General features: G+C 42.8%; 12 protein-coding genes. All 12 read right to left on the reverse strand.

Translation table 11 applies throughout. The annotated features are described in order from the left end of the window. Positions 1-64: 64 nt before the first annotated feature. Positions 65-610 (reverse strand): lysozyme inhibitor LprI family protein, encoded by a 546-nt coding sequence (locus RUH74_RS20400; protein ID WP_313803409.1) that lies wholly within the window; start codon positions 608-610, stop codon positions 65-67. 124 nt (positions 611-734) lie between these two features. Then, on the reverse strand, positions 735-2,252 hold the full coding sequence (nuoN, locus tag RUH74_RS20405; protein ID WP_313803411.1) for an NADH-quinone oxidoreductase subunit NuoN: 1,518 nt from the start codon (positions 2,250-2,252) through the stop codon (positions 735-737). 6 nt (positions 2,253-2,258) lie between these two features. Beyond that, on the reverse strand, positions 2,259-3,767 hold the full coding sequence (locus RUH74_RS20410) for a complex I subunit 4 family protein (protein WP_313803413.1): 1,509 nt from the start codon (positions 3,765-3,767) through the stop codon (positions 2,259-2,261). After that, positions 3,764-5,626: an NADH-quinone oxidoreductase subunit L gene (nuoL, locus tag RUH74_RS20415; protein ID WP_313803415.1), complete on the reverse strand. Its 1,863-nt coding sequence runs from the start codon at positions 5,624-5,626 to the stop codon at positions 3,764-3,766. Before nuoL ends, RUH74_RS20410 begins: the two co-directional genes overlap by 4 nt. A 159-nt stretch (positions 5,627-5,785) precedes the next feature. After that, positions 5,786-6,100, reverse strand: a complete 315-nt coding sequence (gene nuoK / locus RUH74_RS20420) for an NADH-quinone oxidoreductase subunit NuoK (protein WP_313803417.1) — start codon at positions 6,098-6,100, stop codon at positions 5,786-5,788. Further along, the gene (locus RUH74_RS20425; RefSeq protein ID WP_313803419.1) at positions 6,097-6,618 is read right to left on the reverse strand and encodes an NADH-quinone oxidoreductase subunit J; all 522 of its coding nucleotides are present in this window, start codon (positions 6,616-6,618) and stop codon (positions 6,097-6,099) included. Before RUH74_RS20425 ends, nuoK begins: the two co-directional genes overlap by 4 nt. Next, complete coding sequence (nuoI, locus tag RUH74_RS20430) at positions 6,615-7,040, reverse strand: NADH-quinone oxidoreductase subunit NuoI (protein ID WP_053478559.1); 426 nt, start codon at positions 7,038-7,040, stop codon at positions 6,615-6,617. Before nuoI ends, RUH74_RS20425 begins: the two co-directional genes overlap by 4 nt. Before the next feature lie 31 nt (positions 7,041-7,071). After that, positions 7,072-8,082, reverse strand: coding sequence for an NADH-quinone oxidoreductase subunit NuoH (gene nuoH, locus RUH74_RS20435; protein WP_313803422.1), 1,011 nt, complete (start codon positions 8,080-8,082; stop codon positions 7,072-7,074). Then, positions 8,082-9,182, reverse strand: a complete 1,101-nt coding sequence (locus tag RUH74_RS20440; protein WP_313803424.1) for an NADH-quinone oxidoreductase subunit D — start codon at positions 9,180-9,182, stop codon at positions 8,082-8,084. The genes nuoH and RUH74_RS20440 overlap by 1 nt, the downstream gene beginning before the upstream one ends. 3 nt (positions 9,183-9,185) lie before the next feature. Next, positions 9,186-10,463 carry an NADH-quinone oxidoreductase subunit C gene (locus tag RUH74_RS20445; RefSeq protein ID WP_313803426.1) on the reverse strand — a complete coding sequence of 426 codons (1,278 nt, stop codon included), beginning with the start codon at positions 10,461-10,463 and terminating at the stop codon, positions 9,186-9,188. A gap of 3 nt (positions 10,464-10,466) precedes the next feature. Then, a complete protein-coding gene (locus RUH74_RS20450) occupies positions 10,467-10,979 on the reverse strand; it encodes a NuoB/complex I 20 kDa subunit family protein (RefSeq protein WP_053478556.1) in 513 nt (170 codons plus the stop codon). Then, complete coding sequence (locus RUH74_RS20455) at positions 10,970-11,344, reverse strand: NADH-quinone oxidoreductase subunit A (RefSeq protein WP_057760195.1); 375 nt, start codon at positions 11,342-11,344, stop codon at positions 10,970-10,972. Before RUH74_RS20455 ends, RUH74_RS20450 begins: the two co-directional genes overlap by 10 nt. Between the last annotated feature and the right edge of the window lie 373 nt (positions 11,345-11,717).

An 11,717-nucleotide genomic window follows, 5' to 3' on the forward strand; every position in this document is an offset into this window, starting at 1 on the left:
GAATAGACATAAAAAAGAGATCGGAATATGTCCAAATCTCTTGCATATTTGCATTTATTTTTTATTATTTCATATAGTCTTTCACTAGAACATAACATCTTTCCTTCGTCATTCGGGCCTGTGTACTCGTATATTGAAATGACTCTAATGTACCGCCTTCAAATTCCAATGACTCTTCTTTCGCCGTTTCATCTCTTTGCTTGATCCATTGACGCTGTTCTTCTCTCAAATCTTCCATTTCAGCAGTAGAAAGCTGCTTCTCCAGAGTTTGATATATCTCATTCAGCGCCTTGTCCCATCGCACAAAAATTTCTGCCTGCGCTTTATTCATTTCCGTCTGTGTGCCATCCTGAATTTTATCCTCTAAATCAGCTAAGCTTTTTTCGATTTCACTTAATTTTTCTAAATATTGTTCTTTTGTACTTACAACCGTTTTGTTTTCATCCAGAACCTCTTCTTTATCTTTTGCCGTACCGTCTTCTGTCTTACCTTCACCTTCTTCACTAACCACAGACGCGTCTTCTTTTTCCTTGTCTGCATTTCCTGTACTCGTACTGCTGCAGCCGAATAAAAGCAGAAAAGGGATTACTATGCCTAAAAGTTTTCTCATTGTCTCCTCCTCAAGTGCCTTCTTATTGCTTTCACTAAAGCGAGAAGAGGGTGAAATCTATACGATTATCACCCTCTTCTTATATGTCATACCCCTTATATAATCCTTTATTCGCTAATTTATATTATTGAAAAAAATCGCTGAACTGATGGAAGTTCCCTTGTAAGAAATCGAGCGCAACGTTTGGTGCAACTCCAAAAAGAATCGTTGCGAACACACAGATACCGATAACAACGCCCAAGCCTGCTGGAAGCTTGAATTTCACTTCTTCATTGGCTGCCGGTCTAAAGAACATCTGAACCATGACGCCGAAGTAGTAGAAATATGAGACGACCGTTGTTGCAATCATAATCGATACAAGCACATAATGTGCTGGTTCAACGACAAGGGCACCCATGAAAATATTCAGTTTTCCGATAAAGCCAGCCGTTCCCGGAATCCCTGCTAATGATAGGATAAACACAGCCATCGCAATCGCAAGAATTGGCGCTTTTCGATATAAACCGGCAAATTCTGCAATATCCTCAGAGCCTGTTTTCTGTGTCACTAATTGAATGATCGCAAATGCACCCAAGTTCATAAACAAGTATGCACCTAAGTAAAACCACAGCGTATCAAACAAGAATGCAGACATCGAAGCGACGACAACAAGCAAGTAGCCGGCTTGTGCAATACTTGAATAAGCAAACAGACGTTTAATATTCTTCTGTCTTAACGCGACTACGTTCCCAATGATCATCGTTGCTGCTGCAAGGAAGGCGATATAATCCTGAACCTTGATAAGAAGCGGCATCGAACCCGGTCCTTCAGTCGGAATATTGTAGAAGATCACCATTAAAATCCGAACAATTAGGATAAATCCTGCTGTTTTTGAAACAACACTCAAGAATGCCGTAACAGGTGTTGGTGCTCCCTGGTAAACATCCGGTGCCCACATATGGAAGGGTGCAGTTGCCACTTTAAAGGAAAGACCAACGAAAATCATAAAGAAAGCAAGCCCTAGAAGGTAAATATGCTGCGAATCAGCTAATGTGACCACATGGCGAGCCATATCAAGCAAATTAGTCGTTCCTGTTAAGCCATACACATAGCTCATTCCAAAAATTGTAATCGATGTAGAAATTCCGCCATTCACGACATATTTCATCGCAGACTCATTCGATCCACTTTGTTTCTTTCTAATACCTGCAAGGATATAGGAAGAAATCGATAGAAGCTCAAGCCCGACAAACAAGGTGATTAAGTCGCCGCTAGAGGACATCATCATCGCACCAAGCAAGGCCGCTAAGAATAAATAATAGAATTCTCCTCTATATTCATTCAGCCCTTCCTTTGGCTCATAGCTGATCGCAATCAAGAAGACAAGCGCAGCCCCGATTAACAATAGCAGCTTGAACGCGATTGCAAAGGAATCCAGGCGGAATGTTTCATAGAGAATTGTTTCCGGGCCATTGCCCATCAGGCTAAGCAATGAAACAAGGGCTCCGAGAATTCCCGCTAAGCCAAGCCAGCCCAGCAGCTTTCGATTCACACTCTTTGCCATAAATAAATCTAGCAATGAAAGTAACGTGATTACACCGAGGATGATGAACTCAGGTGTCATGATGCTCCATTTAAATGATAGTAATGTTTCGAGATCCATCCTTCATCACCCTCCAATCCCAAGCATGATAGTTTCAAGTGCAGATGTGAGCGGTTCAGTTAATACACTTGGATATACGCCAATTAAGACAATAATCCCTATTAGAACGAGCGCAGGAACCCATTCCGCTTTCCTGAGATCTGTAATTCCGGCAAACTCTCGATGAGCCTTGCCATAAGTAATCCCGAGAACCGCACGCAGCAGATAGACAGCGGTTAGAATGATACCAAGCGCACCTACTGCAGCTAATACTGGCATTTCCTTAAATAATCCAAGGAATGCCATAAATTCACTTACAAAGCCTGACATTCCCGGCATTCCTAACGAAGCCATCGCTCCAGCAAGCAGGAAGCCAGCCGTAATCGGCATTCCCTTTGCCAAGCCGCCAAGGTTAGGAATATTGGATGTTTGCAGACGCTCATAAAATACACCGACAAGGAAGAACAGCAGCGCAGCAATTAAACCATGTGAAACCACTTGGAAAATCGCCCCTTGAATCCCTGCTTCATTTAAAGCGCCCAAACCGATTAAGACAATTCCCATATGGGAAATAGATGAGTAAGCAAGTACCATCTTGAAATCTGTTTGCACAAGTGCAAGGAATGCTCCGTAAAGCAGATTTACTACTCCTAGAACAGCAATTAATACCGCAAGATCTTGGAATTGTTCAGGGAAAATGCCCATGCCGAACCGGATAATTCCGTATGCACCAATTTTTAAAAGAATCCCTGCGTGAAGCATAACGACAGATGGAGAGGCTTGAACGTGAACGCGCACCATCCAGCTATGCAGCGGGAAGATTGGCAGCTTCACCCCAAATGCAATCAGCATGGCGATCAGCAAGCCCATTTTTACACCAGCTGACATCACAAGATGATCTGTATCTGAAGCAAGGATATACGTTAACGCATCAATATTAGATGTCCCTGTACGTGCAAAGAGCACCATGATGACAATCAGCAATACAGCAGAACCTAACCCATTATAAATTAAGAAGCTAAATGCTGCTTTTTCCTTTTCAAAATAGCCCCACTTCCCAATAAGGAAGAAAGTCGGAATAAGCGTAATTTCGAAAAAGATAAAGAACAGAATTAAATTTTCAGCAGCAAATACCCCAAGCATGCCTACCTCGAGAAGAAGGAATAGCATAAAGTAGCCTTTCCATTCTTTTTTAATATACATAGAAGCAATGGCTGCAAGTGTCGAAAGGATGGCAGTTAACACAAGCATAATCAGCGAGAAGCCATCGACACCTAATTCATATTTAATAGAATACAAACCTCTTAGTAGGTTGGGATCACCGAATTGAATCCAATTGACCACTTCATCCAAACGCTCAAGCGAACTCCCTGATCGGTATTGAAAAAACGCGATCAAGGACAATACAAGCGCTGGAAGAGTTGCCAGGAACCCTACTGTTTTAATGGCAGATTCCTTTGCTTTTGGAACAAATAATAAGGCGATCACACCGAGTAAAGGGGAGAAAACTAAGATGGATAAATAAGCAAAGTTCATTTCAAATACCCCCCTGTTACTGCAAATACAACGACTAGAATGGCTAGGCCGAGAAATGCGACAGCACCGTATCTTTGGATCTGTCCACTTTGGAACTTCGAGCCTGCGTGGCCAAGTCCTGAAACCGCTCCTGCAACACCCTTGACGATCCCCTCAACGATGAATGTTTCAATGAAACGCAGAATCAAGCTGAGTCCTTTTGTTATTTTTAAAATCGTTAACTCGTAAAATTCATCAATATAATACTTATTGTATAAAAGAGTATATAGTGACGAAGCACCAAGCCAATCACGAGAAAGCGACCGCTTGCTGTAAATGAGCCAAGCTAGGAAAATACCTAATAAAGAGACAACCGTTGCAACAATCATGATCCATGCAGGACCTTCAATATGCCCATGCCCAAGTGCTGGATTGCCATCTGTTAGCCAATCACCTAGAAATGTCCCAAACCAAGGCGTATTGACATACCCCGCTACAACAGCAAGAATGGCAAGAACGATCATCGGGACAGTCATTACACTTGGTGATTCTTTTACATGCTTCGTATCACTGCGAGATTCGCCAGCAAATACCATAAAGAAAAGACGGAACATATAGAATGCCGTAAAGAACGCAGCAATAACTGCTAGCCAGAATAAAACTGTATTGCCATGTGCCCATGCTGCAATTAAGATTTCATCCTTACTAAAAAATCCTGAAAATAAAGGGACACCGCTAATCGCTAATGTTCCTATCAAAAATAATGGACCTGTTACACGAAGCTTTTTCCATAAACCGCCCATTTTCTCAATATCCTGCGTATGGACTGCGTGGATAACGCTGCCTGCTGCAAGGAATAACAAGGCTTTAAAGAAAGCATGTGTCATCAGGTGGAATACACCCGCAACATAGCCAGCAGAGCCCAGTGCAAGCATCATGTAGCCTAGCTGGCTGACCGTTGAATACGCAAGCACTCTCTTAATATCCTTCTGAACAAGACCAATGCTTGCCGCAAAGATCGCAGTGAATGCCCCAATAATCGCAACCGTCATCAGCGCAGCCTCGCTTGCTGAAAAAAGCGGGAACAGGGATGCCACTAAATAAACCCCTGCTGCAACCATTGTTGCGGCGTGGATTAAAGCAGAAACCGGCGTTGGACCTTCCATCGCATCCGGCAGCCACGTATGAAGCGGGAATTGACCGGACTTCCCTATTGCACCAATAAATATTAGAATGGCAGTTAATGTAAGCATCGTTGAAGAAACCGCTCCAGCTTCAACCGCTGCAAAAATTTCATCATATTCGAAGCTTCCTACCTGCCAGAATAATAGAATCATTCCGATTAGAAGACCTACGTCCCCAATACGTGTCATAATAAACGCCTTTTTGGCTGCCTTCTTCGCTTCTTCCTTATAAAAGTAGAAACCAATTAGCAGGAATGAGCCTAAACCCACAAGCTCCCAGAAAATATACGTTTGCAGAAGGTTTGGCGAAAGCACTAAACCAAGCATTGCAAATGTAAATAAGCCTAAGTAAGCGTAGTATACATGGAATCGTTCATCACCGTGCATATATCCCTTTGAATACGTATGTACAAGGAAACTCACTAGCGATACGATTACAAGCATTAACGCATTTAATTGATTGACTTCAAAACCCGCTGTTAACTGAACATCCCCTATCGTCAGCCAAACCGACTCTGCCTTATGTGTAGGTGACGAAAATCTTTCGAACAGCACCAATAAGGAGTAGACGAACGATGCAAGCGAGAGCAGGATTCCTATGTATGCACTTGCTTCTTTCAGTCGTTTGCCAAAAAAGATAAGGAATAAAAACGATAAAAGCGGGAAAAGCGGTATGATCCATGCATTCTCCATCAATATCACAATCCCCTTTTTGAACACGTTTATTGTTTTGTATAGTCACTAGAGCCAACGTGTTAGATTACTAGAGGTTAGAGGCTAGATTAGCGGAAATCGGCCAGTGATTTCTATTTTCAGCCTCAGTCTAAATGACATTTCTAAAAACTTCTCCACCCTCTAGTGTTTCAAAGTGTTCACTTCATCAATATTAACGGTATTCCGATTACGGTATAAGGTAATTAGTATCGCTACCCCAACAGCAACTTCTGCAGCGGCAACAGCCATGACAAAAAGTGCGAAGATTTGTCCTGTTATGGATGGCATCACACCGAATTTACTGAACGCTACTAAATTAATGTTGGCAGCATTAAGCATTAGTTCAATCGAAATAAGAACAATGATGATGTTTCTCTTTGTTAATGCACCATATAAACCGATACAAAATAGAATTAAACCCAGCGCCAGGTAGGCTGATAGTGGAACTGAACTCATTCCTTCTTCGCCTCCTTCTCCTGATCATTCTTTGACAGCACAATCGCTCCAATAAGCGCAGCTAGCAGCAAGACTGATGTTAATTCAAATGGAATAATATATTTTGAATAAAGCGCGATCCCAATCTGTTCTGTGTTATTCTCATGTAATGTTGTTGACGCTTCGCCAAAGTCAAGATTATAAATACCGATGTAAAAGGCGAAGGCAAAACCGAGAATTCCTAAGAAGAGAAGCAGCTTTCGCAGGCGGCCTGTCTTCGGCTCATTCGTATCATTGTGACGGGTTAACATGATTCCAAAGAGCATAATGATTGTAATCGCCCCGGAATAGATAAGTATTTGAACGGCAGCTAAAAACTCAGCTGATAGCAGGATAAAGATCCCTGCGATGCTGACAAATGTAAATACGAGTGCAAGGACCATGTGCACGACCTTCGTAAGGTTTAATAAGAGCACGCCGCCGACTATTGCAACTAAAGCGAGTGAAATGAATGCTAAAAATTCACCTGAAAACGTCATGCTTTATTCACCTTCCGTATATTCTCGTCATTTTCATCCAGCCATTCGAGGTTTTTAAACAGCTCATCCCGGCTATATTCAGCGAGTTCAAAGTTATTTGACATAATGATTGCCTCTGTCGGACAAACCTCCGTACATAGGTCGCAAAGAATACAAATTTCAAAGTTAATATCATACGTATCAATAATTTTTCCCTTTTTATTCGGATCCGGGTGTTTTTTCCCTGTCAGCTGGATGCAATCGGTCGGGCAAATATTTGCACATTGATTACAAACGATGCATTTTTCCGGATAAAACTTTTGAATCCCCCGAAATCGGTCGGGCAATGGGAGTGGCTCATTCGGATATTCATAGGTTGGTTTTTCTTTTGTTAAATTTTTCAGGGTATACTTTAAGCCTTTTGCTAATCCAAATCCAAGCATGTTTTTCACCCCTTGCGGTTAAAGTAAGCTTTTAAAACAGTTTTAAGATTTCTTTAATAATGGCTGTTAGGAAAATGTTCGCTAATGCGATTGGCAATAGGATTTTCCAGGCAAATTCCATCAACTTGTCTGCACGCATACGAGGGAACGTGCTTCGGAACCAAATTAATAGAAACACGACAAACATGAACTTAAGTGCAAACCAGACTGCACCTGGAATAAAGTCTAGGAATGAGAATAGCGGAAGCCATCCCCCTAAAAATAAAACCGTTGTTAAGGATGCCATTGCAAACATATAGACATATTCTGCAAGCATGAAAAATGCCCAGCGGAAGCCTGAATATTCGACATGGAACCCGGCTACAAGTTCGTTTTCGGATTCAGGCAGGTCGAATGGGACACGATTTAATTCAGCCACTGACGCTATGATAAAGATGATGAAGGCAATTGGCTGAAGCAGGATATACCATACATTCTCTTGTGCAGCGACAATATCATTTAGGTTCAAGCTGCCTGTTAAGAGAATGATTCCTAGCACGGACATGACTAGTGGAATTTCATAGGAAATCATCTGTGCGGCTGCACGCATTCCCCCAAGAAGGGCATATTTATTATTGGACGCCCATCCCCCAGTAACCATACCGATCGTTGTTAAGCCTGAAATAGCAATATAATACAGCAGACCGACACTAATATCAGCAAATTGTAATTTATCAGTAAACGGAATCGCTGCAATGACCATAAAGGATGGAGCAAACGCGATTACTGGCGCTAAAATAAACAATGGTTTATCAGCAAGCTTCGGGATCGTATCTTCTTTTAGCAGAAGCTTTAACACGTCAGCAACCGTTTGCAATAATCCCCAGCGCCCACCGACTTGGTTCGGACCTTGGCGGAGCTGCATAAAACCCATAACTTTCCGCTCTGCAAGGATTGCATAGGTGACGAATCCTAAAATGACTAAAAGCAAAACGGTTGCAAGTAAAAAGAAAATCCCAAAGTTTAAGATCCCCGGCTGGGAATGCAATAAATCTTCAACCATTAGCCATCCACCTCCCCTAGGATGATATCAACCGCTCCTAGAATGGAAATTAAGTTTGCAATTGTTTCTCCCTCTAGTAGCTTCGGGAGAATTTGTAGATTATAGAATGATGGTCTTCTAAACTTCAGACGATACGGTTCTTTCTTTCCATCACTTGCGATATAACAGCCGATTTCTCCACGAGGGGACTCAATTCGTACAAATGCCTCGCCTTTAGGGGCTTTAATAATCTTTGGCACTTTTGCTAAAATGTCTCCTTCAGAAGGGAACTGTTCACAAGCCTGTTCTAGTATCTTCAGTGATTCTTCGATTTCATCAAGCCGGCAGTGATAACGTGCCCACGCATCTCCTGTCTCCCGGGTAATTACATTAAAGTCAAAGCGATCATAGATGGAATAAGGCTCATTTTTACGCAGATCCCACTTGACTCCTGTACAGCGAAGATTAGCCCCACTAAGTGAATAATTAAGCGCATCTTCTTTCGTGTATGTACCAATTCCTTTTACACGGTTCATAAAAATTTCGTTTCCTGTTACGAGCGTATGATAGCCTTTCAATTGCTCGCGCATATAAGGAATAAAATCTCTTACTTTATCAACCCAGCCTTCAGGTGCATCCCATTTGACTCCACCGACACGCATGTAGTTAAATGTTAGACGAGCGCCTGACAGCTCATTAAGCATATTAATGATCATTTCCCTTTCACGGAAAGCGTATAGAAGCGGACTCGTTGCTCCAAGGTCAAGCAAATATGTACCAAACCAGACAAGGTGGCTTGCTACCCGGCCAAGTTCCATTGCAATGACACGCAAGTACTCCGCTCTCTCAGGGACTTTAATATTCATCATCGTTTCAACCGCATGACAAATCACATAGTTATTCGTCATGGCCGAGACGTAGTCCATCCGGTCAGTGTAAGGGATGATTTGTGTGTATTGAAGATTTTCTGCCAGCTTTTCTGTTCCGCGATGAAGGTAGCCGATGACTGGCTTTGCTTCTACAATGGTTTCCCCATCAATTTTTAAGACGAGACGAAAAACACCGTGCGTACTTGGATGCTGAGGTCCTACGTTCAAAAGCATTTCTTCTGTTCGCAACATTGGTTACACCTCCACATCATACGGTTCATAGTCTTTCCTTAACGGATGACCAACCCATTCTTCACCGAGCATAATGCGGTGTAAGTTCGGATGATTGTTAAACGTAATGCCGAGTAAGTCATACGCTTCGCACTCTGGCCAATTCGCACCTGCCCAAAGCGGCTGCAATGAATCAATCGTTGGTTCATCACGGTCAATCTTTACTTTTAATGCAACAGATTGACTATTTTTAAATGAATATAAGTGAACATACACTTCCATATGTGTTTCAAAATCTGTTCCATGCAGCTCTGACAAATAATCAAAGCCTAATTGCTCGTTATATTTTAAAAACTCTGCAATTTTATAATAGCTTTCCGGCTTTGCTACAAGAGTTGGGACATCCTTTGAAAGATTATTAATATAGTAATCTTCTATATGATCCTTTCCAAGATGCTCCTCTATGACTCTAATATATTTATCAAGATATGGCTGATTTGCTGATGGCTTTGCTTCAGCTGCTGGTTCTGACTTTGCACTTCCACCGCCTGCCTTTGCTTTCGCTGCGGCTGCAGCGGCGGCTTTTGCCTTTGCGGCAGCAATCGCTTTTGCTTTTTCATCGTCTCCAGCTGCACCTCCAGCTTTTGCTGTTGCGGCGGCCTTTGCTTTGGCTGCTGCGGCGGCTTTCGCTTTTGCGGCGGCAATCGCTTTCGCCTTTTCATCGTCCCCACCAGTTTCTCCCGATTGTTTTGCCAGTGCAGCTGCTTTTGCTTTCGCAGCAGCGGCAGCCTTTGCCTTGGCAGCGGCGGCGGCTTTTTGCTTCGCGATATCAAGGTCTTCAGTTGGGGCTTCTTCCTTTGCTTCACCTTGTTCTTTTGCCTTCATTTTCGCTAGTGCGGCAGCCTTTGCTTTTGCAGCAGCGGCAGCTTTTTGCTTCGCGATATCTAGATCTTCAGCGGGCGCTTCTTCCTTTGCTTCGCCTTGTTCTTTTGCCTTCATTTTCGCTAGTGCGGCAGCCTTTGCTTTTGCAGCAGCGGCAGCTTTCTGCTTCGCGATATCTAGATCTTCAGCGGGCGCTTCTTCCTTTGCTTCACCTTGTTCTTTCGCCTTCATTTTCGCTAGTGCGGCAGCCTTTGCTTTCGCGGCAGCGGCAGCTTTTTGCTTCGCGATATCAAGATCTTCAGCGGGCGCTTCTTCCTTTGCTTCACCTTGTTCTTTCGCCTTCATTTTGGCTAGTGCGGCGGCCTTTGCTTTCGCGGCAGCCTCTTTTTTGAGCTGTTCTAAATCCTTTTCACCGCTCATAGGTTAGATCACCTTCTTCCCAGTCTTAGCCTCGTAACGGATCTTTTCCTTCAATTTATTAATTCCATATATTAGTGCCGCTGGATTTGGTGGACATCCAGGTATGTATACATCTACAGGTACAATTTGATCGACGCCTTTAACCACTGAGTAGGATTTCACATAAGGTCCACCAGCTGTTGCACAAGAGCCCATAGCAATTACCCACTTGGGTTCTGGCATTTGATCATATAACCTGCGAAGAATTGGTGCCATTTTCTTTGTAACTGTGCCTGATACGATCATTACATCTGATTGGCGGGGGGAATTGCGATAGAATGTACCGAAGCGTTCTAAATCATAGTGTGCATTACTAGCCTGCATCATCTCAATCGCACAACAAGCAAGACCGAAAGTCATAGGCCATAACGAGTTGCTGCGAGACCATGCTTTAATTTGTTCAAGCGTTGACATAAATACCGTTCTTTGTATCTCTTGCATATCCTCTTCTGGGATGTTTTCGATTCTTAGATCCATTTCAACACCTTCTTCTTCCAAGCATAAATTAGACCGATGATAAGCATAAATACAAAAATTAACATCTCAATTAATGCAAAGATTCCGAGTTTTTCGTATGCAACAGCCCAAGGATACAAAAACACTGTCTCTACATCAAAAATAACAAACATAAGGGCAAAAATATAATAGCGCACATTAAACTGCACCCGTGAATCACCGAATGGCTCAAGTCCGCTCTCATACGTGGTGTACTTCGAATCATACGGTTTATAAGGCCGCAACAACTTCCCTAAAAACAGTGCCACCACAGGCAACAAAATCCCCAGACATAGGAATACAAACACGATCAAATAGTTATTTTGATATAAATTTAGCATTTCCATGTCTATCCCCTCCAATGTTGTAAAATTTTTAATTCTTCAATATTTGTAACCGTAACCATTATAGCACTCTTCCAAATATGTGTCGACAAGCCCCAGTATATTATTGGAAAATCCCTCACCTGCCAAATAAAGAGTTATTTGCGTTTGGGAGCTCGCTCACAAAAAGCGAATAACTCTTTATTTGGCAAGCTTCAGCGACAGCTGAAGCCGGAGGTGCGGCAGCACATCCGGGTGAGGGATTTTCCATCTACCGTACCCGGATGTCAACACATATCCCTCCATCCTGAACATTTGCGCCATCTCCCTGTATCACTCCTCCGAATACTCCCCGAGATGGCGCAAATGCGAACTGACATCTTCATTACATCTCCCA

Source organism: Cytobacillus sp., assembly GCF_032154635.1.
Taxonomy (GTDB): domain Bacteria; phylum Bacillota; class Bacilli; order Bacillales; family Cytobacillaceae; genus Cytobacillus.

What these genes read in the sequence shown, in the direction of transcription:
- RUH74_RS20400 (WP_313803409.1), bottom strand. Translation starts at nt 610, where the DNA reads ATGAGAAAACTTTTAGGCATAGTAATCCCTTTTCTGCTTTTATTCGGC.
- nuoN (WP_313803411.1), bottom strand. Translation starts at nt 2,252, where the DNA reads ATGGATCTCGAAACATTACTATCATTTAAATGGAGCATCATGACACCT.
- RUH74_RS20410 (WP_313803413.1), bottom strand. Translation starts at nt 3,767, where the DNA reads ATGAACTTTGCTTATTTATCCATCTTAGTTTTCTCCCCTTTACTCGGT.
- nuoK (WP_313803417.1), bottom strand. Translation starts at nt 6,100, where the DNA reads ATGAGTTCAGTTCCACTATCAGCCTACCTGGCGCTGGGTTTAATTCTA.
- RUH74_RS20425 (WP_313803419.1), bottom strand. Translation starts at nt 6,618, where the DNA reads ATGACGTTTTCAGGTGAATTTTTAGCATTCATTTCACTCGCTTTAGTT.
- nuoI (WP_053478559.1), bottom strand. Translation starts at nt 7,040, where the DNA reads ATGCTTGGATTTGGATTAGCAAAAGGCTTAAAGTATACCCTGAAAAAT.
- nuoH (WP_313803422.1), bottom strand. Translation starts at nt 8,082, where the DNA reads ATGGTTGAAGATTTATTGCATTCCCAGCCGGGGATCTTAAACTTTGGG.
- RUH74_RS20440 (WP_313803424.1), bottom strand. Translation starts at nt 9,182, where the DNA reads ATGTTGCGAACAGAAGAAATGCTTTTGAACGTAGGACCTCAGCATCCA.
- RUH74_RS20445 (WP_313803426.1), bottom strand. Translation starts at nt 10,463, where the DNA reads ATGAGCGGTGAAAAGGATTTAGAACAGCTCAAAAAAGAGGCTGCCGCG.
- RUH74_RS20450 (WP_053478556.1), bottom strand. Translation starts at nt 10,979, where the DNA reads ATGGATCTAAGAATCGAAAACATCCCAGAAGAGGATATGCAAGAGATA.
- RUH74_RS20455 (WP_057760195.1), bottom strand. Translation starts at nt 11,344, where the DNA reads ATGGAAATGCTAAATTTATATCAAAATAACTATTTGATCGTGTTTGTA.